Genomic DNA, 22954 nt, shown 5'->3' on the forward strand with positions numbered 1-22954 from the left:
AGATTCTTGCTTTGTATGCTTGTGAAAATCTCTCTAGCGGATTAGAATCTCCACCTTGCCATTATTACCATTCACGCGGATTCTATCGCCATTTTTGAGAATCTGCATTACATTTGGCACAGCCATAACGGCGGGGATTTTCATCTCTCTAGCGGTAACCGCTCCGTGCGAGAGTGCGCCACCACTTTGGGTTACCACTGCTTTGGCATTGTAAAAAAGTGATGTCCAAGCGGGATTTGTGCTTTGGGCTATAAGAATGCTCTGTGGGATAAACTTGCCAAAGTCTTCGCTCCCACGCACGATAAACACCTCCCCCTCCACTATCCCCGCACTTGCTGGGATGCCTTGCAGAATATCGCTAGATTCTATATGTGAGCAGTTATCCGCAGTAGAATCTAAGCAATCTTGTGTGGAATCTAGCTCCCATTTTGGCGTTTTAGCGGCATTTTCTAAATAGGTTTGTTTATTTTGAGTGATGTGGCTTTTGAGTTGTTCTTGTGAGATTTCGCCCTTGACAAAGGATTCTAGCGAGGCGATATTAGCAAAAAATACATCAAAATTTTCACTCACAATATCTAAAGCCTTAAGTCGCTCACCTAAGACATACACGCCTTTACGCACAATAGGGGTAAGTCGCGTTGTTTGATAATGCTCTTCATCATCTAAAATCGTATAAGTTTCAACAAGCTCTAAAAACTCATGCAAAAACAGCTCAAGCTCCACACTTTGGCTTCCCACAAGGGATAGAATCTGCTTTTTAGCTTGATATTTTTTTGCCACAATATCACTTGCTTTGGGTTGGGGTGAAGTGCTAAGAAGTTTAAGTGTATCAAGCACGACATCTATGGCTTCACCCCAAGTGGGAATGTAGGCGTCAAACTCCACTTCGCGATGTCCGTGATTGTGTAAAAATGTTTGTAAGCTTTGAGAAAATGCCCCAAAATCCCGCAATAGATTCTGCTCTATAATGCTTTTAGAATCTGTGCTATGGAGCAAATCATACAAGCTTTGATTATTTTTTATCATACAAGCGAGTTTGAAAAGCTCATCATTCACAAGGCTTGTTTTGGTGTTATCCGTGGTGGTAAGCAGTGTAAAAAGGCTTTGGGCATTTGTGCTATCAATAAGCTTAAGCAGGGCAAATAGAATCTTATAGAGCATAGCTTGAGTAATGGAAATAGCGATATTTGGCTTAAAATACTCTGTGCCAACTCGCACGATTTGCCCTATAAACTCCCATACTTCTTGTAAGTTTGCATTGCTTAAATCCTGTGCTTTTAACGCTCCTAGCTCTTGGAGATATGTGGCTAAATCACGATGCCATAGCTTTGGCAGGGTTTTTATAGATTCTAGCTTATTTGTGAGTGAGGGCAGGGCTTGTATGAGTGAATCTAAACCAGTAAAGGGCAGTGTATTCTGCCCCATATACAGATTGATCGCATTTTGATTGCCATAGATGTAGTTATCAAACATAGTAAACCACTTGCCCTGCATAGGCGGCAGTCCTAAAAGCTTAAAGGAATAATCAAGCGAGATGTGAAACGCCCTATCTACATAGTCCCAAGTGAAAGGGTTTAGTGCCTTTGGGTATCGCTCCGCAGACTCATCTCTGCTCCAACGCGGCGGGATAGTCGTAATGGGGCGAGATTGCAAAAGGTAGAGATTGTCATCTACAATCGCCCATTCTATATCTTGTGGAAAGCCATAAAATCGCTGTAAGGCAAGGTTTAGTGAAGCAACTTGCGTAATTTCTTTTTCACTTAGCACTGCTATATCAGCAAAGGCAGAATCTATATGACATTCCATTGTGCCTTGCGTAGAATCTTGTGAATCTTTTAAATCCTGTGGGCTTTGGGGTGAAGCTTTATCCTGTGGAGCAATGCAATCTTGTGTGCAGTGTGTGGGAAAAATGCCTTTGGTTTTATGAGCGATATGGCTAGATTCTATTTTCTGCTCTAAGGTGTTAAAGCGATATTCATCAACATCAAACTCCCCGCCTACGACACTTTCCCCTAAGCCATAATTGGCGTTAATCAGCACTTCATTAAGGTTGCAAGTAATGGGGTTTATAGAGAAGCTCACGCCTGATTTTTGGCTTGACACCATTGTTTGCACCACTACCGCCATTAATGCGTCTTTGTGGGAAAATCCAAGCTCACAACGATATGCAATAGCACGGGTATGCCAGAGCGAGACAAAGCATTCTTTGATTTTTTGCTCAATCATCTCTAGTCCAACGCAGTTTAAAAATGTATCGTGTGCTCCAGCAAATGCTCCGGCATTTAAATCTTCAAGTGTGGAAGAAGAGCGAACACTAAAGGCTTGTTGTGGGCTAAAGTGAGTTAGGGCAGATTCTAGCTCTTTGAGACAAGAGGGCGGCAGGGGAAGAGTGAGTAAATGCTCTTTGTATTGCGTGGCTTTAGATTCTAAAAGGGCTAAGTCATCGCTTGGAAAAGATGGAATTTCATTGGCGTTTGATAAAAAGGCTTCATAAGCTTTAGTAGTGATGATAAAGCCCTGTGGCACAGCAAATCCCACTTGAAAGACTTTGGCTAGACTTGCCCCTTTGCCTCCACTTAGTGAAAGCTTTAAAGCCTCCTTGTCGCTAAAATGTAAAAGATTCATTTTCTCCCCCTTGTGTTGAGATGTGTGCTAAGATAGAAAGGCAAAATGCAGATGATAGCTAGGGCAAATCCCGCAAGGCAGTCAATCACATAATGATAATGCAAATAAATGGTAGAAATCCATAAAAACACGCTTGGCAGGAGCCAGATTTTAAACTGTGTGCGTGAAAAGGCAAAATTATACAGCAGGATAAAAAGCGAGATTCCACAATGCAGACTTGGAAAGACATCAGTTAAGTTACTGCCTAGCGTGTAATGCTCCGCAAGGAGCGGGTAGAAAAAATAGCCTTGCGGGGCAGTAAGCTCATCTTGTAAAAAGGCATAAGGACCGATAGCAGGGAGAAAAATATAACCCAAAAAGCCAATGGCATATACACTCATAATGCCTATGAAAAACCTTGCTGAAGGCTTATAGAGCAGATAATAGATAAAAAAATACAGCAATTCAAACAAAAAAAGCAAATAAAAAAAGCTAAAAAAATCATCAAGTAAAAGTGAAAGGCTAGAGTGCGAGTAGGAAAAGAGTTTGCCTAGATACTCTCCACAAAGCCAAGTATCAAGCCCATAGAGCAAAGAATCTACCTTGCCTTGTGGATTGATAAGTGGCGAAATATCCCTTAAACTTATAAATAGCACATTCATTAGCACGATATAGAATCCAAACCGCACGATAAAGGCTGTTATGCGTGTGTTGAGCAGCACAAGAAGTATAAGGGCAAGTATAAAAGACAGGCTTGTGCCTGTGTGGCTAGAATACACAAGCCTTGTAGCGATAATGCCAAGTAGGATAAACCATAAATATTCGTGGAGTAGCATTCTTTTGGGTTGAGCGAGTTTTGACATTTTGTTCCTTCAATACAAGCTTGATAAGCATTTCACAGATTTCATAGATTTTGCCATTACACTAGCCCGACAAGTTGTTTGGCTTTATCATAAGTAGCCTTGGCAATGGGGCGGATAGAATCCGCACTGCTATCAAGCACACTTTGGATATAGGCTTTATCTTGGCTGATTTTGGCATAAGCTTCTTGAATAGGACGCAAAGATTCTACCAATACTTCGGCAATGGCAGATTTAAGATGTCCATAGCCCTTGCCTATAAATTCAGATTCTATATCGTGGCGACTTTTTTGCGTGAAAATCTCATAAATGCACAAAAGATTATAAAGCCCTGAGCGACTTTCATCAAAGACAATTTCAGTTTGTGAATCTGTAATGGCTTTTTTGATTTTTCGTGTGATTATATCTGGGCTATCAAGCAGGAAAATCGCGTGATTTTCGCCTTTGGCGGATTTACTCATTTTAGAATGTGGGTCATCTAGCCCCATAATCCTAGCACCAATTTTAGGGATTATAGGCTCTGGAATCCTAAAGCACTCGCCATACTCGCGGTTAAAGCGGATAGCGACATTACGCGTTAGCTCTAGGTGCTGCTTTTGATCTTCGCCCACAGGCACATTGTGAGCTTGATAGAGCAGAATATCTGCTGCCATAAGGGCTGGATAGTTAAACAAACCGACATTAATATTTTTTGAATTCTTGTTTGATTTATCTTTAAACTGCGTCATACGACTCATATCGCCCATAGGAATATGGCAGTCTAGAATCCACGCTAATGCCGGGTGCTCATCAATTTGACTTTGGATAAAAAGGCTTGATTTGCTTGTATCAATCCCGCAGGCAAGTAGGATTCCAGCAAGTTCAAAGGTTTTTTGTTTCAATTCGGCAGGGTTTTGACGCGTGGTAATGGCGTGGGAATTGACAATGCAAAAGATGTTTTCATACTCATTTTGTGAGCTTACCCATTGCTTGATTGCTCCTAGATAGTTGCCAAGGTGGATATTGCCGGTGGGCTGAATGCCTGAAAAAACGCGTTTTTTAGATTCTATCGTGTGAGATTCTCTCTGTGCTGTGTTAGTCATAAGATTCCTTAATGTTGTGAGATGATAAAGATTATCAAGGCGGTATTATAGCCTAAAATCTTAGCGTGAAAAGTTGTGTTTATAGCAAAAAAACTGCCTAAATTTTGGTAAAGTTTTTCTTTACGAAAATGTGTAGAATCTCCCCCTTTTTTCTTTATATAAAATTAAAATGTTTCAAAATGACACGATTATTTAGCATTGCTGTGCTAGAATCCCCACACAAAATCCAACAATGGAAGGAGATATAAAGATGCTTGAAATTAGATGGCATTCTCGTGCTGGGCAAGGTGCTGTAACAGGTGCGAAGGGTCTAGCCGATGTAATCGCAGGGACAGGCAAAGAAGTGCAGGCATTTGCGTTTTATGGTTCAGCCAAACGCGGTGCATCAATGACGGCGTATAATAGGATAGATTCTGAACCGATTTTAAATCACGAGAAATTTATGAATCCGGATTATATTTTGGTGATTGACCCGGGCTTGGTGTTTATCACAAATATTTGCTTGTATGATAAGCCTTCTACAAAATACATCATCACTACGCGTTTAAGCAAGGAAGAGCTTATAGAGAAAAAGCCAGAACTTGCGACAAAGAAGCTTTACACACTTGATTGTATTCAAATCTCTATTGATGCCATTGGTAAATCCGTGCCAAATGCACCTATGCTTGGGGCATTGATGAAAGTTTCAGGTATGCTTGAGATTGATTATTTTTTAGAATCTTTTTCAAAAGTGCTTGGCAAGAAGCTTCCCCAAAAGGTGATTGATGCGAATAAGGTGGCGATTAGACGAGCTTATGAGGAAGTCAAATAACATAAAGGAGATTTTATGGAAAAGTTAAAAGATTGGGATCAATTTGAAATAGGCTCCGTGCTTTTTCCTTTTAAAAAGGGTGTAGATGGGGCGATGGAGCTTTATAAATGCGAGAGAACTTATAGTGGCGATAGCTCATTTACTGATAGTGTGGCACATTGGCGTGTGGAAAAGCCTGTGCATAATAGCGAGATTTGCATTAACTGCTTTAATTGCTGGGTATTTTGCCCTGATGCGGCTATTTTGACAAGTAATGATAAGTTAGCTGGGGTGGATTATGTGCATTGCAAGGGTTGTGGTGTTTGTGTAGATGTATGTCCTACAAATCCTAAGTCTTTGCTTATGTTTAATGATCACAAGGATAATGATGAGGCATTAAGAGAGTGGCCCCAAAAGCAACCTAAAAAGACAGAAGCATAGGAGGAGAATATGGCAAAAGTAATGGAAGTAAGAGATATTGAAGTATGGGATGGGAATATGGCTGCTTCCCAAGCGTTGCGTCAAGCTCAAATTGATGTCGTGGCAGCCTATCCTATCACGCCTTCAACGCCTATCGTGCAAAATTATGGGAGTTTTGTGAGTAATGGCTACATTGATGGTGAGTTTGTAATGGTAGAATCTGAACACGCGGCGATGAGTGCGTGTGTGGGGGCTGCAGCTGCTGGTGGGCGTGTAGCCACAGCGACTAGCTCTCAAGGCTTTGCTTTGATGGTTGAGGTGTTGTATCAAGCGTCTGGTATGCGTTTGCCTATCGTGCTAAATCTTGTCAATCGTGCCTTAGCCGCACCACTTAATGTTAATGGCGATCATTCTGATATGTATCTTAGCCGCGATACAGGCTGGATAAATCTCTGCACATACAATCCCCAAGAGGCGTATGACTTCAACCTTATGGCGTTTAAAATTGCTGAAGATATGCGTGTGAGAGTGCCGGTAATTGTAAATCAAGATGGCTTTATTTGCTCTCATACAGCACAATCTGTGCGACCTTTTAGCGATGAGGTGGCATATAAGTTTATTGGTGAGTACATCTCACATAATCCTATGCTGAATTTTTCTAATCCTATTACCTATGGCGCACAAACTGAAGAAGATTGGCATTTTGAGCATAAGGCACAGCTACATAAGGGCATTATGGATTCACATATTGTGATTAATGAAGTGTTTGAAGCATTTGAAAAGCTAAGTGGGCGTAAGTATAGCCTTGTTGAAAGCTATGACTTAGAAGATGCGGAGGTGGCGATTGTCGCACTTGGCACAAGTGTAGAATCTGCGCGTGTGGCAGCAAAAGAGGTGCGTGAGCAAAAGGGCATAAAAGCTGGTGTGCTATCTATCCGCTCTTTGCGTCCCTTTCCATTTAAAGAAGTTGGCGAAGCGATGAAGAATCTTAAAGCGATGGCGTGTTTGGATAGAAGTTTGCCTGCTGGAGCGCTTGGAATGTTATTTAATGAATTTTCAGCAGCAGCTCTTTCAGCTGGGGCACACCCTATAATGTCAAACTATATCTATGGGCTTGGCGGACGCGATTTGACACAAGCACATTTAGAGGGTATTTTTGCTGAACTTGATGCAAATGCAAAGGCTGGTAAGCTTACCCACCCACTTCAGCAAATGCTGGGCTTACGCGGACCTAAGATGAGCTTTTTTTAAAAGGAGAATGCAATGGTAAAAGAAGTCAAGAATCTAAAAGAATTTCAAAAATCATCAAAAAAATTTGAAGGCGCACATTTACTTTGTCCGGGCTGTGCACACGGAATGATTGTGCGTGAGGTGCTAAGTGCGGTTGATGGACCTATTATTTTAGGAAACTCAACAGGGTGCTTGGAAGTGTCAAGTGCGGTATATCCACATACAAGCTGGGATGTGCCGTGGATTCACATAGGTTTTGAGAATGGTTCTACGGCAGTGGCTGGAGCTGAAGCGATGTATAAGGCTTTGGCACGCAAGGGGCGATATACTGGAGAAAAGCCAAAATTTGTAGCTTTTGGTGGTGATGGGGCGACTTATGATATTGGGTTTCAATGGATTAGCGGTTGCTTTGAAAGAGGGCACGATATGACTTATATCTGCCTTGATAATGAAGTTTATGCGAATACCGGTGGGCAGAGAAGTGGCTCTACTCCGCTTGGTTCAAGCACTTCAACAACCCCTGCTGGAAGCTCAAGCTATGGTAAGAAAGAAAAGAAAAAAGACCTGCTTTTTATTATGGCAGCTCACGGCTCTCCGTATGTCGCTCAAGTCGCACCCAATAAGTGGAAAGATATGAATAAAAAAATTAAACGAGCCATTGACACAGAGGGTCCTACTTTTATTAATGCAATGAGTGCCTGCACCACAGAGTGGCGATTTGAATCTAACAAGACGGTTGAAGTGAGTGATTTGGCTGTGGATTCTCTCGTGTTCCCATTGTTTGAGATTATTAATGGTGTGGAGCTTCACATTACATATCGCCCAAGAAATGTGATTCCTGTGCGTGATTATCTTGGTGCACAAGGGCGATTCAAACATCTTTTCAAGCCTGAAAATGAGCATATCATTACACAATTCCAAAAAGATGTAGAAGCGCGTTGGGAATATCTCCAAAGACGCGAAGAAATCAACCCCAAATAATCCCCAATCCCTAATCTTTAGGATTGGGGAGAATTAAAAGTCTTAATCAAAGATTTATGCAATTTTAAATACAATTGCCGATTTTATTTTCCACTATTTCACTGCTAAGGATACAATAAATGTCAGAAAAATCCGAAAAAATAGGCAAAAAATCAAAAGAAGTTAATGCAGAACTAGAAAATCTTTTTAAAGAAGAGGATAGCGATTATATCACTTATGAGAAAATCGCACAGATTATGCTCAAAGCCCCAACAACAGCACAAGTCAAAAAAATAAAAGATTTAAGTAAAAAGTATAAAAAACAGCTTTTAAGCTCATCTGAAGTAGCAAAAATGCTGAATACCAAAGAGCAGATTCAACGCCAAGCTGATAGAAAAAAGCTACTCAATGAAGAGCTTGAAGATGAATTTGATTTTATGAAAGACAAGGAGCTGTTAGAGTGGAGTAGAAGTGATAGCCCTGTAAGAATGTATCTGCGGGAGATGGGACAGATTCCATTATTAACAAAAGAAGAGGAAGTAAGCCTAAGTAAGAATATAGAGCTAGGTGAGAATACCATACTTGATGCGATTTGCTCTGTGCCGTATTTGATTGATTTTATTTATGACTATAAAGATGCGTTGATTAATAGAGAGAGACGCGTAAAAGAGCTGTTTAAAAGCTTTGATGATGAGGAAGAAGAGGGCGAAGAGGAGGAAGAGGAGTTTGATGCTGTTGAAGAGGAGGAGAACTCACGCAAGGCAAATTCCAAAAAAGATCAAAAGAGAATTGAAAAGGTAATGGAGAGTTTTAAAGTACTTGATAAGGCTAAGAAGGATTGGCTCAAAGTGCTCGAGACGCCCATTAGTGAAAGTGAAGATGAATTAGGGCATATTTTGTTGCTCTCCCACAAAAAGCATATTTTGAAAATGAAGCTTTTGGATTTGGGACCTACAAGTAAGCTTATTAATGAGCTTGTAAGAGCTATGGAGAATAGCTTAAAAAGTGGCGATGGCTTTGAGCGTGAATTAAAGCGTTTGGAATATAAACTGCCATTATTTAATGACACGCTTGTGGAAAATCATCAAAAGATTCTTGCTAATATTACCGCGATGAGTCGCGATGAGATTGCCTCAATGGTGCCAGAGACGACTATGGTTAGTGTGTATATGGAGCTTAAGAAGCTTTTTCAAACAAAAGAGGCAAGTGAGGGGGGCTTTAACCTAGAGCCAGAAAAGTTAAAAGAGATTTTAGAGCAAATCAAACGTGGAAAGTCCATTTCTGATAAAGCAAAGGCAAAAATGGCAAAGTCAAATCTCCGCCTTGTTGTGAGTATTGCCAAGCGTTATACAAATCGTGGGTTGCCTTTTTTGGACTTGATTCAAGAGGGGAATATTGGGCTTATGAAAGCTGTGGATAAGTTTGAGTATAAAAAGGGCTTTAAGTTTTCTACTTATGCGACTTGGTGGATTCGCCAAGCTATCTCTCGTGCCATAGCCGATCAAGCACGCACAATTAGAATCCCTATCCATATGATAGAAACGATTAATAGAATCCACAAGATTATGCGTAAGCATATACAGGAAACGGGTAAAGAGCCAGATATTGAGTATATTGCTAAAGAAGTGGGATTGCCTATTGATAAAGTCAAAAATGTGATTAAGATTACAAAAGAGCCAGTAAGCCTTGATGCACCTATTGGGAGCGATGATGATGGGAAGTTTGGGGATTTTGTAGAGGATAAAAGCTCTGTTGGTCCTATGGACTATATCCTTAAAGAGGATTTGAAGGTGCAAATTGATGATGTGCTAGAACAGCTTAATGATAGGGAAAAGGCGGTTATCCGTATGCGTTTTGGATTGCTTGATGATGAGAGCGATCGCACACTAGAAGAGATTGGCAAGGAGCTAAATGTTACCCGTGAGCGTGTGCGACAAATAGAATCTAGTGCGATTAAAAAGCTCAAACACCCAAAAGTAGGCAGAAAATTAAAGAATTATATTGAAGAGTAGGTAGTTGTTTTCATTGAGGGTATTACTACTCTCAATGAAATTGAGTATTTAGTTGGGTTAATGGACAGCTATCATACACACTAAAATAGAAAGATATAGCGTATATTAATGGTGTGTGTTCTATCTTTTAACTCAAATCGCCCAGTGGCACCTGTGTAGATATTGGTTGCTGTTGTGTCAAAAATGGTGCTAGGTAGAATTGCCACTCGTGTAAAAAACTCTAAACTATGCCTGTTAGCAAATAATTTCCTTATTCCTAGATTTGCCCATAGGTTTATAGCCTATTTTGTGGTTAATATATACATCACGATAGTTGTTAATCGTATTGCCACCAAAAAAATTAAAGCCAACGCCTAATCCACCAAATACATCAAGATAATGCTTAATGTTGTAAAGTACATCAAAATTAAAACCTATTTTAAATGTGCTAATGTCCCACTGACCGGGATAATTTACTAAGATGTAATCCAAACTTGTATAGTAACGAGCTGAAAAATCGCTTTCAGGCATTTGTGTTTCTTGTCCTATATAAAACCCATAATTCAATCCATTACCACTATCTGTAAAAAGGGTTACACCGCTGCTTGTTATTGAACTCATACCATATCCTAAGCTTGCACCCACAAAGTAGCGATGTTTTATTTCTATTTCGTGCTTTGATTGTTCTTTTTTGGTGTTTGCTTGAAGAGATTCTACAGAATCTGAAGCAGAAGTAACCCCCAAAAAGACTAAAAACATCCATATGTGCCACCTAAAAATATTCATAATCAAACCTCCAAAAAGTATTTTTTGAGATTGCGATTTTCCCCCCCCCCCCCCCCGTATTTTAGATTAAAATACGGGATAAGTTGAAAATTTTGATATACAAATTGAAAAAAAAGTAAAAATTTTACAAAATAATAAAAAAGTATGATTTTAAAATGGAGGTTGATTTGGGGTTGCTTTTAACTGATATTTAGTTTATTACGATACAATCCACCCTTTATTTTATACCAATCAAGGAGGTCATTATGGCTTTAGATACGGCGAAAAAAAAGGAAATCATTGCAAAATTTGCAAGAGATGGTAAGGATACAGGCTCAAGTGAGGTGCAAATCGCACTGCTTTCACAGAGAATTGCGGATTTGACAGAGCATTTAAAAGCAAACCCAAAGGATCATTCAAGTCGCTTGGGGCTTTTGAAGCTTGTAGGACAGAGAAAATCACTTCTAGCCTACCTTAAGAAAACACAATATAATCGCTATGTCAAACTCATTGGTGAGCTAAAACTCAAAGATAGGTAGCATTTTAAGATTCTAGCCTTGATTTTAGACTAGAATCTTTCTCCAAATCTTCCAAACACAAGCAGAATTAACATACAACACATACCGCCAAAAATCACTTCTCCAAAGGAATTAAGTGCCTTGGTTTGTGATAGGATTAGAATCCCAAAACTCGCCCCGGTAGTTAAGGCTGAAAAGACAATAGCGTGGTTTGTGCGTGGATTTTCTCCCTCTTTTATCGCATAGATTCCATAATCTACACTTACTACCACAAGGATAAGCAACGCAAAAAGGTGCATCATATTAAATTCACTATGACTCGCAACAACACAAAGTGCCACACTCAAAGGAAAAAGCACAAATCCCACTGCGTGAAAAAAATCTTTTCTTAAACTAAGGGACAGAGAGAGAAGCATAAGCCCTAGAGCAAGGCTCAAAACAAACATCATAGGCTTATAAATAGAATCTGCAAGATTATCCATAATGCTTTGTAAAGAGCATGTTTCAAGCATAAGATCAGATTCTAGAATCTGCTTTTGCTCTGCTGCATTCCATAGCTTAAGGTTGCTGTTTGAATTTGTTTTTAATGCTTCAAGGAGCGAAGTGGCGTGCTTTATCTGCTCTTGTGTCATATTTACCAAAAGATAAAAATGCTTTTCTTGCGTTTCTCCCTGCTTTTTATTAAAAGTTATATTTAGCCCTTCGCTAAGAAGTCCTCGCACAAAGAGCATAAGCCCTTGAGGCTCTCTAGCTTGTAGCAAAACTTGTGGTGTATCGTTGTGAAGTCTTTCAAAAAATGCCCTTTGTTCAAGCATTTGCGTGTTGTGATAGTCAAGCTTAGAGAGATCAAAATCAAGCCTTGTATGCCAAGCGGCGTAAATAAAGCCAAGAAAGGCTAGGAGCAAAAACACAAAAGAGGGTATGTAAGGCTTTCTTAAATGATTGATAAAAGAAAAAAGCCTAGGGGGATTTAAGCCCAAATGCGGATAGATAAAAGCAAAACTCATATAAGCAATACTTAAAGAAATCATCGCGTATAGGGCAAGTTGAGCTAAAAGCGGAAAAGGGATAAACAAACACGCCCCAAAGCCTAGTATTGTGGTAATGTAGCCATAAAACACGGCACGATTAAATATTGCTTTTTTCCGTGCATAAAGCCCAAAAAAGTGATGGTGCATCATATAGTCAATGGCAATATTTGAAATCCCCATACCAAAGCTTAATGCCATAATCGTAACCTTTGGATACACGCACAGCACGAGCAAAATGGCAATGATATTAGCAAGAATAAGTGTGCAAATGGTGTGAAAAGTCAAAAGCGGTATGCGGAGAATCACAAAATACAGCACAATAAATACAAGCGATGCAAAGCCTAAAAGAAATTTGACTTCTTGTAAAATCAAGCCTAGATTCTCCACTCGCATAAAATCAGCGGAAAAATATCGCATATCCGTATAGCTAGATTCTAACTCTTTGAAGCTCTGTATCCTCAAGGCTACGCAATTCCACAAGGGCGTAAAATCCATAATCTTTGGCAATAAGGGGTGAGCGTGAATCTTGTAAAATTTGTGGCGTTTGCGAAGTTTGGAGCGTTTGCAATATAGGGGTAAAAATTTGAGTAAAATCTAAGTCTGCCTGTGAGTTTGAATCTGGGGTAAGGAGATATGAGCTAGGGTTGGTTAAAAAGTCATAGAGTTGTTGCTGCTGTGAGGAGCGGAATTGCGAGATGGAAGCGACATTGGGAATTTTTTCAACCTGTGAAAGAAGTGTCTCAAATCGCTTTTTTGAAGATTCATCAAATCCACGCAAAGCTAAGGGGACATATTTTGAGTTTGCAAAATGTCTGTGGGCTTCAATCAAGGCTCTGTTATCATTATCTGGGAATAAATCAAGCACCTCTTGACTTATCCTAGAAGAATCTACAATCCATAAAAAATGCCAAAAATACAGACAAAAAGTACTAAGTGTAGTGAGACAGATTTGTTCATTGTTAAGCCTTGGAATCTAAGAGAATGCAAAGTAAGTATTATAAAACCTTTGCTATAAGAGAAGGCTAAAGTTATGCGAGAAAAATGAAGAGATTATGCTGCAAAAGCAGCTATGTGAAAGATTCAAAGCCCTTTCACATCGGCAAATTAGATTTTAAAAGGATTTTCAACCACCTTTTTTCTATCTACAATATATGGAATAAGTGCCATATGTCTTGCCCGTTTGATAGCTACTTCCACACGTTCTTGCCATCTCTTTGTGTTGCCTGTCAAGCGTCTTGGCATAATCTTATATCGCTCTGAAAGTGAATGCTTCAGCATTTCCACATCTTTGTAGTCAATAAACTCAAGCTTAGTTTCAGTGTATCGGCAGTATCGTTTTGAGTATTTTTTCTTTTCCATTTGAGTCTCCTTACCAAAAATTATGCTTAGAATGGGAGGTCTTCATCATCAATATTGATTTCAGGGATATTTTGAGAATAGCCTCCCGCTGCTTCTCTCCCACCGCCATAAGTTTGTGGCTGATTATAGCCTTGAGGATTGTATCCTGCATTTGGATTATTATATCCACCATTGTTTGTGGTGTTTGCAGGATTTGCGGAGTAGGCATTATTATATCCCCCTCCATTCTCGCTATACGCACCACTTTCGCCCATAGATTTAGAATCTAGCATTTGCATACTTTCAGCTGTGATGGTGTGTTTGCTTTTTTTAGCTCCACTTTGATCGGTCCAAGATTCAAAGCTTAATCGCCCTTCAATGAGAATCTTACTCCCCTTTCTTAGGTATTGATTTGCCACTTCCGCACTTCGCCCAAAAAGCTTCACATCAACAAAGCATACTTCTTCGCCTTGCGAACCATCTTGCTTTTTATATCTCCTATTGCTTGCCAATCCAATAGTCGCTAGAGCACTTCCGCTAGGCAAGTATCGTAGCTCTACATCTCGTGTGAGATTTCCCATCATAATTACCTTGTTATACATCTAGCGTCCTTTTGTGTGTTAGGCTTGTGGAGATTCTTGTGTGTCTGCCTTTGGGGTTTCCTCTTTTTTTGGCTTTGTAGCTTTTGCTTCAGGCTTATTATTTGCCTTATTGACAAGCGATTGCCACGCATTTTGCTCTTTTTTGCTCTCATACTTAATCACAATAAATCGCAAAATTTCTTCATTAATGCGGTAATTTCGCTCAAGCTCCAAAATCAAGCTAGGCTCTGCTTTGAAGTAGATAACAAAATAATATCCGCGTTTATTTTTTTTGATTTCATAAGCAAGATTCCGCATACCCATATCAAGGCAGGTTTCAATCTCGCCACCATTTTTTGTAATAACTTCTTTGAAAAAATCAATTCTTGCCTTGATTTCTTCTTCAACAAGTGTCGGTTTGAGAATAAACATCGTCTCGTAGAATTTCATTATGTCTCCTTTTGGTGTAACCGCCCTTTTGTAGCCTAAATGAGCCAAAAGAGCAAGGCATAGGGGGCGGATTCTAGCGTATCAATTCTTGAATTTTGATTAAAGCACCCATAGATTGCTTAGATTTGCCCTTGCTGACTTCATATCGCCAGAGTGAAAGTAACTCAAAAATATGAATATATTCTGCTTCCTTAAAGCGTATGCAGTAGCGTGATAAACGCTCAATAATGTGGTTTGGGGGATTATAGCCTAGAATCTCCCTTGCATTGATACTCCCATAGCTTTTCGCGTAAGCAAAAAATAAAAAAAGTTGATAAAAAAATCGCTGAATCTCCCCAATCATCATTATTTCATTCACACCCTCTTCATAAATATTTTGCAATATATGAATAAAGGGCTTTTTATCCATAACCGCACAGCACAGCTCTTCTATGCTAAAGCTCCCCACACCATCGCATAATAGATTAACTTCACTCATATCAATGCTTTTTCCCGCATAAATGCTAAATTTCTCTAGCTCATTTAGGCTTAGGGCAATATCATTATTTTGTATATTTAGAATTTGAGTTAAGATTCTATCTTCAATCTTTAGCCCAAGCTCCTTGCTTCTTTCCTGTAAAAAGCCTATACATTCTCTCATATTTGGCTCAAAAAATCGCACTTCAACAACGCTATTTTTTGGCATTTTAGGGTGATGAAAATACCCCACAATACCCTTGCAATCACGCATATAATCGCCACTAGACTTATTTTGTGCTTGATAATATTCTATAATCAAGGCATTATGTGTATTAGCACTCAAAGAGTGTAAAAAGAGTTCAATATCTGCTTTGCTAAGTCTGTGATTAATCTTTAGCACCACAAGGGAGCTTGTGCCAAAAAGTGAGCCTTGTGAAAGCAGGGTATTGATGCTGATATTATTGTATTCATCAAAATAAAAGGTGGTTTTTTCTTCACTCTTTAAGCTTTGGGCAATTTTCTTACCATAATAGCCCACCATAAAGCTATCTCCATACAGCAAACTCGCACGAGGCGGATTTTCTTTGAGCAATGTATCAAGCTGGGCTTTATTCATTTTTATCCTTTTTTTTTCTTTGTGGCATTTGTGTGATTTTTAGTGCGTTTTTGCGTGGTTTTTTGTGCTAAATCCTGCAACATAGAATCTTGTGCTTGTGAATCTAGCACCTTTGCATAAACACTCATAGTGAGCAAATCCACCTCCATAATCTCCACTTCCACCACGCTAAAACGCGGCATAAACCTATCAAGTGTGATTTTCACTTGCGGAATGACATTAAGAGCCACACCTTCCCCTTCATCTCTGCTGACTAGAATCTCACATCTAAGCCCTTTATCTAGCAGCCTTTTAGCATACCGCAACATTTTAAGATGATAAAAATACGATTCAATCTGGGCTATTTGCTTTTCTTTTAGGTTGAGTTCGTGGGTGGTGGCATTGCAAGATTCAAGCAAAAATGGCAAATTTTTATCCTTATGTAAAATCGCTTTTAAGATTCTATGCACAATAAGATCACTATATCGGCGGATAGGTGAAGTGAAATGCGTGTAAGATTCAAATCCTAAGCCAAAATGTGCCAAAGGCTTTGAGCTATAAGTCGCTTTGCTTAGAGATTTAATCATAAGCCCATCTACTATTGCTCTTTGATTGTCATTTTGAGATATTTTGGCGTTATCGTTTTCATCAGCTTGAGCTTGAATCTGCGTAATCAGCGTGTGTATATCTTGTGTCCTTGACACTTCATAGCCCATAGATTCTAAATCCCATCTTAGCTCATCTATTCGCTCTAGCTTTGGCGGAGGGTGGATTCTAAAAATACCTGAATCTAGCATTTTTGCACTCTCCACATTAGCTAAAAGCATAGATTCTTCAATAATGCTATGGGCTAAACTTTGAGTGTTTTTCTGCCACGAGGAAATTTCCATAGATTTATTAAACTTTAATTTTATCTCTTCATTTTTAAAATCAAAGCCCACATTTAAGCGGTTTTTTCTACATTTTTTCACAAATGGCACATAGGCTTTGAGCCATTGCGTAACAGAATCGGGCAGTTGCGTGGATTTAACGGACTTATTTTGTAAAAAAGATTCTATTTCTTCATAGCTGACATTGGCGTGTGATTGTATAAGGGCTTCAAAAAGCCTACTTTTTTTCACTTCTGCTTTTGTGTTTAAGCTTATCTCCCACACCATTGCTAAACGCAGTTCATTCTGCTTTAAAGAGCAGATTCCACTGCTTAGGGCAAAAGGCAGCATAGGCAGGACTTTGTGTGGAAAATACAGACTAAAGCCCCTTTTTTTAGCCTCTCTATCAAGCTCACTATTAAAGCTTACATACTCGCTGACATCGGCTATTGCCACATAGAGTGTGCGTGATTTTACATCAAAATAAATCGCATCATCGTGGTCTTTTGCATCAATGGGATCTATCACGCAAAAGGGCAAATGGCTTAAATCCGCACGATTAGGATACATAGCCTTATCCACTTCATTACCAAAAGACAAAGCAAATTCATTAGAGCTAGGGCTAAAATCATAGGCACGATTATAAGTGCTTAGGGCTATTTTTTCATCAATATTTGCATCTTCTAGCACCCCAAAAACTTCAACTATATTGCCACTTGCCACTTCCACTTTTACCACACAATGCTTTGGCAGGGCTTTGAGTGATTTTTGTGAGAGTTTTAGCTCAAGGTAACGCCCCCTTTTGCCCCTAGATTCTAACTCTAGGGCAAGAATGCACCCCTTTTTCATCACAAGCACGGCAATGGCGTAGGGCTTTATGGCGTATAAAAGTGTGATAAGATTTGCTTTTTGTTTTGTTTTGCCTTTTTGTCCTTTGCTTTTTGCTTTACCCCTTTTAGCTAAGATAATATCGCCCTTTTTGAGTTTATAAAATTTACCTTTTTCAAGCACAAAATCCGCAGAATCTGTATCTCTAAAACTTTTTAAAAAAACCTTGCCACTTTGTGAAATATCCACACTGCCGATGATAAAATCACTTTTAAGCTTATGGATATTCCCTTGTGTTTCAAGGACATCGTATTCTTGGAGTTTTACAAAGGCATTATGGAATGATCTTGGAATCTGCTTTGTGCCATTGGCGATAAGTGCGTAAAAATAAATCATTCTTTTATCCTTTGAGTCTTATTTTTCCCATTAGATTCTATCCTCTAGATTCTATTTTTTTCTCGCCATAATCTTAGAATCTCGCCCAAAGTCTTTGGCTCAAAGCCCAAACGCTCACAGCTGACATTAAAGCAAAAGGAATAATTTGTATCGCGTGAATGGATATGTCCGTGGATATTTAAGCTACAATCTGCTAGGGCAAAAAGCGTATCTAGGCTTTCTCTACTCTTAGCAAATCTATCGTGTGCCTTGCGGTGAAATACCGGAAAATGCGAAAACATAATCCGCTCCCCACCACAATCAGCAATAATAGCATTGAGATACACATCATCTTTTATCATCATCTTGCCGTATTTTTCATAGAGTTTTTTGCGTATCGCCTTAGCATTTGGAATCTGCAAATTTAAGCCCCTTTGCACCTGCCAGCTTTTCAGTGCTTTAAGCTTGGTAAAACGCGTAACATCATTATTGCCGACAAGGAGCTGTTTTTTACCCCGCAGTTCTTTTAGGTAGTGAAACCCACCCGGATAATACAAATCCCCCAAATGTAAGATTCTATCTTTTTTCCCCACTGCCTTATTCCATAAATCTTTATGAAACGCATAAAAATCATCATAGCCATTTGTCCTAGCACTTTTTAGGCGTGAAGGCTCTCTTTGCAATACTGCTTTATGTCCAAAGTGGCTATCGGAGATAAGAAAAGTATTTTCATTAATGATAAAATCCATACCCTTATCCTTATAATTTATGGGATTGGCTCTAAAAGTCGCTTTGCTACATAGCCTTGTATCTCTCTTTTGCCACTTTGAGATTCAAAGATGTAATAAATTTTCGCCCACTGTGCATTGTTCTCGCCCTTTTCAAAGGATAGAATCTGCATTTTTCGTCCCTTTGGTGCTTTAGCGATGATGATAGAATCTGTGCTAGGCTTTGCCCTTACCATAGCGGTATTAACGATGACTTTGGCATAAGATTCTGTCTTTTTTTGCTCTAATTTAGAATCTTGCTCTGTGCTTTGGGGCGTTTTTGTGGTTTTTTGCGGTGTAGATTCTGTGTTTTGGGCTTGGCTTTGCTCTTGTGGGGGCAAAAGCGTGTTGCTTAGAGCTTGGCTTATCACATAGCCTTGCAATGTTTGCGTGGATTTTGTTTGTGGAATAGAATCTACTGAAACTTTGCTCCATTTGCCTACTTGTTGTAAAACTTTTACCTGTGTATATTTTGGCAATTTGGCGATGATAGTAGAATCTGTGCTAGGCTTTGCTCTTAAATTTAGCCCGAGATTTGATTTGACAGCAAGTATTGCGGGGGCTGTGTTTGTAGATTCAGATTCTATTATTTTTGGCTTGGGTTTTAAAGTCGCTTGTGAATCTGTTGTTTTTAAATCTATTGTCTTTGCTTGGGTTTGTTTTGAATCTGCAATTTTTGCTGTTTGCGTGGCTTTGGCAGTTTTAGAATGCGGAGCTGGCGTGTAATGCACTTGCCGAAAGGTTGAAACTCTTTTCTCTCTAGGCTTGGCAAAAGAGATGATAATCATACCGCTAAAGGCATTATCGCGGTAAAACTCCGCACGAAAATGTAAAGCATTAGTATCAAGGCTATATTGGGGCTTAAAGTCTTTTTTGTAGATTGTTACACCGCTTTCATTAGGCAGGGGATTATTATCATTAGGCAAGACAAAACCGATAACATTTACTCTATGATTGGCTAAAGGCTCAAACTCAACGCTTTGCTTAGCATAGACTATTGAGCCTATTGGTGCGGATTGTAGCTCTCCATCAACCTTGATATTGACATTTTCAAGTGAATGTTCAAACTCATACCATTGTGGGGAAAGTGTGCTAAGTTTGCGTGAGCCATAGTGTAAATTGAGCTTGCCATTTTTGCCCGGAACTATACCAATCAGATAGCTTGGGCTTTCAATCTTTAGCTGTTTTGGGCTGTTTTGCTTTGGCAGTGGAAAATAGGCAAGGTTAGTCCGCAAGGAATCTAGGGGCAAAAAGATAGAATCTTCAATCTTTGCGTATAAATCTGTTGTGTTAAGAAGCGTTTTAATCGTAGCGACATTCAGCTCAAAATCCCGCTCAAAAGTAATACCTAGCTGTCCTAGCAGAGATTCAATAGCTAAAAGATGATAAAACACACGCGTTGGCACATCAAGCTCTTTGCTTGTCTCATTTGTAAGGGCGGGTTTATTTAAAGAGAGTGAAAAGAAAGTGAGAGCTTTGAGTTGCCCAACATCATTTTTGGCTTTTGTTTGGGTATTATGCACGTGGAAGCGATGAATGGGATTTAAAATCCGCAGATTAATATCAGCCACCATTTGAGCCACAAAGGATTCTAATTCCCCATATTTTCCATCAATGCGTATTTGATCCACAACCGAGCAGTTGCCCCATTTATGTGGATTTAAAAGATTGCTTTCATACTTTGGACGCCAATATCCACTCCCATCGTGCAAGTGCATAGAGATGTCAATTTCCGGGTTGGCAAGGAGCTTTTTAATTTTTTGGATACTCTCATAATCTGGGTCATTGTGGCTCAAAGCAGCAAACTTGCGATTCATATCGCCATACACGCCACGCATATTGGCAAACATTCCGTGCGGATTCACCACAGGCACAACCCACACGCTCCCCTTTGTTATCTTATAATGTCGCAAAAATAAATCTGTGGAATAATACGCCCCGGGTTCATCGCCGTGAATCCCGCCCATAAGCAATAAAGTCGGTGCGTTTTTATCGCCATAATTAAGCTTGTAAAGCTCAAAATCCCGCACGAGATTCTCCGCATAAAGCAGATGTGTAAAGGTGCTAAAAGTAAGAAAAAAAGTAAGGATAAAACGCATTATAGCCCTTTTGCCTTTGTGATTCTATGCTCCCTTTCACTCTCCATTTCTTTATAGAGTAAGGCACAGGATTTGGCTAAATCTCTAATTTGCAAAATGTAGTTTTGCCTTTGAGCTACCGAAATGGCTTTTCTGGCATCAAGGACATTAAAGCAATGGCTTGCAAGCATTGTGTAGTCATAAGCAACAAGGGGGATTTTCTGCTCCAAGCAGTTTTTGACTTCATTAGCGTATTGATTAAAAATGCTACAAAGCATTTGTGTATCTGCCACTTCAAAGTGATATTTTGAAAACTCATATTCCCCTTGCAAATGCACATCGGCATAGAGCATTGGCGGATTAGTATTCCACACAATGTCAAAAATATTTTCCTTGCCTTGAATATACATTGCTAGTCTTTCCACACCATAGGTGATTTCTACTGCCACAGGGCGACAGGGGATACCGCCTACTTGCTGAAAATATGTAAATTGCGTTACTTCCATACCATCTAGCCATACTTCCCAGCCTAGCCCCCACGCTCCAAGTGTTGGGGATTCCCAATTATCTTCTACAAAACGCACATCGTGAGCCTTTATATCTAGTCCCAAAGATTCAAGACTACGCAAATACAGCTCTTGTATATTATCGGGGCTAGGCTTTATAAGCACCTGGAATTGATAGTAGCTCCCTAGGCGGTTTGGATTTTCCCCATAGCGTCCATCTGTGGGGCGGCGAGATGGGGCGACATAGGCTACACTCCACGGCTTTGAATCTAGGCTTCTTAATAAAGTCGCAGGGTGGAATGTCCCCGCTCCTGCGGGAATATCATAGGGCTGCACGATAAGGCAACCTTGATTTTTCCAAAACTCCTGCAATTGTAATAAAATATCTGAAAAACTAAGCATATCACTCCTTTATATAATGTGTATTGTGTAAAAACATCATCGTGCCTTTGGCTTTGTTGCAAAACTTTGCCACAACATCGCATTTAATCTTAAAAAGCAAAAAAAGTCGTTCATCTTTATAAGATTCTAAACATTCAAAATTCCCCATACCTTTGGCTAGAATCATATCCGCAGAATCATAAAGGCTTTGCGTTTGAGTATTCGCATCAGCATACACAAAGCCCGGACTTCTCACACCTGAGCTTAAAACTTCACAAGATTCTGCCAAAGGCTGTGCTAATGGGTGAAGCATATCCTGCAATGTCAAATCATTAATAATCGCCCTGCCACGCACCGCATAGCTTATGCTAAGATGTGGATAAATAGCTTTAAGCGTGGCAATAAGTAGAGTATCAAAGATATTTTCCCCCGCATTATCCGCAATATATAAAAGACTTCTAGCAGATTCTAATTTTGAGATAAAAGGCTTTAAGTCATACGCCCCAAAGTGCAAAGATTTAAAATCAAAATCTGCATTGTCAAAGCTAAAGCTATGCTGTGAGCCATAGTCAATAACATTGCCTAAAATAGCCATTCTAACTGCCCAATCTAGCCGAGCAAAGATAGAATCTTCACCCCATACTATTTTTTCATTATGTATTGTTGGCTCAAGCTTTGGGGCAGGGTAGCGTGAGATAAGCTCTTGGCAGATATGAAAGGCTTTTTGTATGCTCTCTTGCTTGATGTGTGCGTATGGGTCATCATTTTGTAGCGTGGTGGATAAATCTTTATAAATATCAATAGCAATTTGTGGGGGTGTGAGAAGATTATCTTGCTTATTTGGTGTGATATAGCTTTGTTTAAGAGGTGAAAGTTTTTTTTCAACGCATTCTTGCAAGGGTTGTAAATTATGCGTTGGAAGCATTTTTGAAAAGTTTTTAATCTGCCTTTGTAAGCAGTCAAAACACATCTCTTGTGCTATCATTTTGTCTCTGTCATATTGGAGACTTTGCCCCACATCAAGCGATATTTGCGTTTCATAAATTCAATTTCTTCCCTTGAACGCTCTAATTCCAAACGCAAAGTCTCCATTGTCTTTTTATCATCATCATACACTTCCTGCATAGAAATAAGCGCATCTTTTAGAAATGAGTTTTCATTTTTAAAAGCACTGATGGTTTCATCTTTTGCTGAAATAACTTTATCGTGCAGCCCAAGGATAGTGGAAATTGTCTTTTCTACAAAGACAGGATCAAGCTCCTTGCCATTCATATCCGCAGACACTAGCCCAGATTCTACCTTTTTCACAAGGGCGGAAGTCCCAGAAGTCGCATCAACAAAAATCTTATTTTCCTCTTCCTTGCTTTTAATACTCCCCTCATTGATTAAGTCCATAATCTTTGTTTCATCAAGCCCAGAGAGCTTAATAAACTCGTGGAGTTCTAGCCAAGTTGTCGTATTTTCCATAAATCCCCC

The 22954-nt window shown here is 39.5% G+C and carries 22 protein-coding genes; 6 read left to right on the forward strand and 16 right to left on the reverse strand.

All coding sequences use genetic code 11. The annotated features are described in order from the left end of the window. Positions 1–33: 33 nt before the first annotated feature. The 3 genes from HCN_RS01910 to trpS are packed head-to-tail and all read right to left on the reverse strand — an operon-like array spanning position 34 to position 4546. Complete coding sequence (locus HCN_RS01910) at positions 34–2625, reverse strand: PEP/pyruvate-binding domain-containing protein (protein WP_014667514.1); 2592 nt, start codon at positions 2623–2625, stop codon at positions 34–36. Then, positions 2622–3467, reverse strand: a complete 846-nt coding sequence (locus HCN_RS01915) for a phosphatase PAP2 family protein (RefSeq protein ID WP_014666390.1) — start codon at positions 3465–3467, stop codon at positions 2622–2624. Before HCN_RS01915 ends, HCN_RS01910 begins: the two co-directional genes overlap by 4 nt. A gap of 56 nt (positions 3468–3523) precedes the next feature. After that, positions 3524–4546 carry a tryptophan--tRNA ligase gene (trpS, locus tag HCN_RS01920; protein WP_014666391.1) on the reverse strand — a complete coding sequence of 341 codons (1023 nt, stop codon included), beginning with the start codon at positions 4544–4546 and terminating at the stop codon, positions 3524–3526. 250 nt (positions 4547–4796) lie between these two features. On the opposite strand from trpS, the gene HCN_RS01925 reads away from it, so the two are divergent. The 5 genes from HCN_RS01925 (at position 4797) to rpoD (ending at position 9958) form a co-directional block, all read left to right on the forward strand. After that, positions 4797–5357, forward strand: coding sequence for a pyruvate flavodoxin oxidoreductase subunit gamma (locus HCN_RS01925; RefSeq protein WP_002957115.1), 561 nt, complete (start codon positions 4797–4799; stop codon positions 5355–5357). Positions 5358–5372: 15 nt separating this feature from the next. Then, positions 5373–5777 carry a 4Fe-4S dicluster domain-containing protein gene (locus HCN_RS01930; protein WP_002957114.1) on the forward strand — a complete coding sequence of 135 codons (405 nt, stop codon included), beginning with the start codon at positions 5373–5375 and terminating at the stop codon, positions 5775–5777. Positions 5778–5786: 9 nt separating this feature from the next. Further along, positions 5787–7007, forward strand: coding sequence for a 2-oxoacid:ferredoxin oxidoreductase subunit alpha (locus HCN_RS01935; protein WP_002957113.1), 1221 nt, complete (start codon positions 5787–5789; stop codon positions 7005–7007). 12 nt (positions 7008–7019) lie between these two features. Continuing rightward, positions 7020–7967 (forward strand): thiamine pyrophosphate-dependent enzyme, encoded by a 948-nt coding sequence (locus HCN_RS01940; RefSeq protein WP_014666392.1) that lies wholly within the window; start codon positions 7020–7022, stop codon positions 7965–7967. 119 nt (positions 7968–8086) lie between these two features. Further along, entirely contained in the window at positions 8087–9958 is a 1872-nt protein-coding gene (gene rpoD / locus HCN_RS01945; protein WP_002957111.1) for an RNA polymerase sigma factor RpoD, read from the forward strand. Between the two features lie 234 nt (positions 9959–10192). Here the strand turns inward: rpoD and HCN_RS01950 are convergent, their stop codons facing one another. Next, positions 10193–10723 carry a hypothetical protein gene (locus HCN_RS01950; RefSeq protein WP_002957109.1) on the reverse strand — a complete coding sequence of 177 codons (531 nt, stop codon included), beginning with the start codon at positions 10721–10723 and terminating at the stop codon, positions 10193–10195. Between the two features lie 245 nt (positions 10724–10968). Here HCN_RS01950 and rpsO point away from each other — a divergent pair, with 245 nt between their 5' ends. Continuing rightward, positions 10969–11241, forward strand: a complete 273-nt coding sequence (gene rpsO / locus HCN_RS01955) for a 30S ribosomal protein S15 (RefSeq protein ID WP_014666393.1) — start codon at positions 10969–10971, stop codon at positions 11239–11241. Positions 11242–11270: 29 nt separating this feature from the next. Here the strand turns inward: rpsO and HCN_RS01960 are convergent, their stop codons facing one another. The 12 genes from HCN_RS01960 to HCN_RS02010 all read right to left on the reverse strand — a co-directional run bounded on the left by HCN_RS01960 (position 11271) and on the right by HCN_RS02010 (position 22945). Continuing rightward, positions 11271–12746 carry an MMPL family transporter gene (locus tag HCN_RS01960; RefSeq protein WP_232501873.1) on the reverse strand — a complete coding sequence of 492 codons (1476 nt, stop codon included), beginning with the start codon at positions 12744–12746 and terminating at the stop codon, positions 11271–11273. Further along, positions 12679–13116: a hypothetical protein gene (locus tag HCN_RS11845; protein ID WP_014666395.1), complete on the reverse strand. Its 438-nt coding sequence runs from the start codon at positions 13114–13116 to the stop codon at positions 12679–12681. The genes HCN_RS01960 and HCN_RS11845 overlap by 68 nt, the downstream gene beginning before the upstream one ends. 239 nt (positions 13117–13355) lie before the next feature. Next, positions 13356–13610, reverse strand: a complete 255-nt coding sequence (rpsR, locus tag HCN_RS01965; RefSeq protein ID WP_002957106.1) for a 30S ribosomal protein S18 — start codon at positions 13608–13610, stop codon at positions 13356–13358. 26 nt (positions 13611–13636) lie between these two features. Further along, the gene (locus HCN_RS01970; RefSeq protein ID WP_002957105.1) at positions 13637–14191 is read right to left on the reverse strand and encodes a single-stranded DNA-binding protein; all 555 of its coding nucleotides are present in this window, start codon (positions 14189–14191) and stop codon (positions 13637–13639) included. A gap of 18 nt (positions 14192–14209) precedes the next feature. Next, on the reverse strand, positions 14210–14620 hold the full coding sequence (rpsF, locus tag HCN_RS01975; RefSeq protein ID WP_002957104.1) for a 30S ribosomal protein S6: 411 nt from the start codon (positions 14618–14620) through the stop codon (positions 14210–14212). A gap of 73 nt (positions 14621–14693) precedes the next feature. Further along, entirely contained in the window at positions 14694–15695 is a 1002-nt protein-coding gene (holA, locus tag HCN_RS01980; RefSeq protein WP_014666396.1) for a DNA polymerase III subunit delta, read from the reverse strand. A 2-nt stretch (positions 15696–15697) separates the two neighbouring features. Then, complete coding sequence (locus HCN_RS01985) at positions 15698–17767, reverse strand: RNB domain-containing ribonuclease (protein WP_014666397.1); 2070 nt, start codon at positions 17765–17767, stop codon at positions 15698–15700. Positions 17768–17811: 44 nt separating this feature from the next. Then, the gene (locus HCN_RS01990) at positions 17812–18495 is read right to left on the reverse strand and encodes a metallophosphoesterase (RefSeq protein ID WP_002957101.1); all 684 of its coding nucleotides are present in this window, start codon (positions 18493–18495) and stop codon (positions 17812–17814) included. 17 nt (positions 18496–18512) lie between these two features. Beyond that, a complete protein-coding gene (locus HCN_RS01995; RefSeq protein ID WP_014666398.1) occupies positions 18513–20612 on the reverse strand; it encodes a M99 family carboxypeptidase catalytic domain-containing protein in 2100 nt (699 codons plus the stop codon). Beyond that, a complete protein-coding gene (gene glyQ, locus HCN_RS02000) occupies positions 20612–21499 on the reverse strand; it encodes a glycine--tRNA ligase subunit alpha (protein WP_002957099.1) in 888 nt (295 codons plus the stop codon). Before glyQ ends, HCN_RS01995 begins: the two co-directional genes overlap by 1 nt. A 1-nt stretch (position 21500) precedes the next feature. Then, positions 21501–22463 carry a damage-control phosphatase ARMT1 family protein gene (locus HCN_RS02005; protein ID WP_014666399.1) on the reverse strand — a complete coding sequence of 321 codons (963 nt, stop codon included), beginning with the start codon at positions 22461–22463 and terminating at the stop codon, positions 21501–21503. Next, positions 22460–22945, reverse strand: a complete 486-nt coding sequence (locus tag HCN_RS02010) for a DUF3972 domain-containing protein (RefSeq protein WP_002957097.1) — start codon at positions 22943–22945, stop codon at positions 22460–22462. Before HCN_RS02010 ends, HCN_RS02005 begins: the two co-directional genes overlap by 4 nt. Positions 22946–22954 lie beyond the last annotated feature (9 nt).

Origin of the sequence: Helicobacter cinaedi PAGU611 (assembly GCF_000284635.1) — a bacterium.
In the GTDB taxonomy this organism is placed as follows: Bacteria; Campylobacterota; Campylobacteria; order Campylobacterales; family Helicobacteraceae; genus Helicobacter_C; species Helicobacter_C cinaedi.

What these genes read in the sequence shown, in the direction of transcription:
- HCN_RS01910 (WP_014667514.1), bottom strand. Translation starts at nt 2,625, where the DNA reads ATGAATCTTTTACATTTTAGCGACAAGGAGGCTTTAAAGCTTTCACTA.
- HCN_RS01915 (WP_014666390.1), bottom strand. Translation starts at nt 3,467, where the DNA reads ATGTCAAAACTCGCTCAACCCAAAAGAATGCTACTCCACGAATATTTA.
- trpS (WP_014666391.1), bottom strand. Translation starts at nt 4,546, where the DNA reads ATGACTAACACAGCACAGAGAGAATCTCACACGATAGAATCTAAAAAA.
- HCN_RS01925 (WP_002957115.1), top strand. Translation starts at nt 4,797, where the DNA reads ATGCTTGAAATTAGATGGCATTCTCGTGCTGGGCAAGGTGCTGTAACA.
- HCN_RS01930 (WP_002957114.1), top strand. Translation starts at nt 5,373, where the DNA reads ATGGAAAAGTTAAAAGATTGGGATCAATTTGAAATAGGCTCCGTGCTT.
- HCN_RS01935 (WP_002957113.1), top strand. Translation starts at nt 5,787, where the DNA reads ATGGCAAAAGTAATGGAAGTAAGAGATATTGAAGTATGGGATGGGAAT.
- HCN_RS01940 (WP_014666392.1), top strand. Translation starts at nt 7,020, where the DNA reads ATGGTAAAAGAAGTCAAGAATCTAAAAGAATTTCAAAAATCATCAAAA.
- rpoD (WP_002957111.1), top strand. Translation starts at nt 8,087, where the DNA reads ATGTCAGAAAAATCCGAAAAAATAGGCAAAAAATCAAAAGAAGTTAAT.
- HCN_RS01950 (WP_002957109.1), bottom strand. Translation starts at nt 10,723, where the DNA reads ATGAATATTTTTAGGTGGCACATATGGATGTTTTTAGTCTTTTTGGGG.
- rpsO (WP_014666393.1), top strand. Translation starts at nt 10,969, where the DNA reads ATGGCTTTAGATACGGCGAAAAAAAAGGAAATCATTGCAAAATTTGCA.
- HCN_RS01960 (WP_232501873.1), bottom strand. Translation starts at nt 12,746, where the DNA reads ATGGATTTTACGCCCTTGTGGAATTGCGTAGCCTTGAGGATACAGAGC.
- rpsR (WP_002957106.1), bottom strand. Translation starts at nt 13,610, where the DNA reads ATGGAAAAGAAAAAATACTCAAAACGATACTGCCGATACACTGAAACT.
- HCN_RS01970 (WP_002957105.1), bottom strand. Translation starts at nt 14,191, where the DNA reads ATGTATAACAAGGTAATTATGATGGGAAATCTCACACGAGATGTAGAG.
- rpsF (WP_002957104.1), bottom strand. Translation starts at nt 14,620, where the DNA reads ATGAAATTCTACGAGACGATGTTTATTCTCAAACCGACACTTGTTGAA.
- holA (WP_014666396.1), bottom strand. Translation starts at nt 15,695, where the DNA reads ATGAATAAAGCCCAGCTTGATACATTGCTCAAAGAAAATCCGCCTCGT.
- HCN_RS01985 (WP_014666397.1), bottom strand. Translation starts at nt 17,767, where the DNA reads ATGATTTATTTTTACGCACTTATCGCCAATGGCACAAAGCAGATTCCA.
- HCN_RS01990 (WP_002957101.1), bottom strand. Translation starts at nt 18,495, where the DNA reads ATGGATTTTATCATTAATGAAAATACTTTTCTTATCTCCGATAGCCAC.
- HCN_RS01995 (WP_014666398.1), bottom strand. Translation starts at nt 20,612, where the DNA reads ATGCGTTTTATCCTTACTTTTTTTCTTACTTTTAGCACCTTTACACAT.
- glyQ (WP_002957099.1), bottom strand. Translation starts at nt 21,499, where the DNA reads ATGCTTAGTTTTTCAGATATTTTATTACAATTGCAGGAGTTTTGGAAA.
- HCN_RS02005 (WP_014666399.1), bottom strand. Translation starts at nt 22,463, where the DNA reads ATGATAGCACAAGAGATGTGTTTTGACTGCTTACAAAGGCAGATTAAA.
- HCN_RS02010 (WP_002957097.1), bottom strand. Translation starts at nt 22,945, where the DNA reads ATGGAAAATACGACAACTTGGCTAGAACTCCACGAGTTTATTAAGCTC.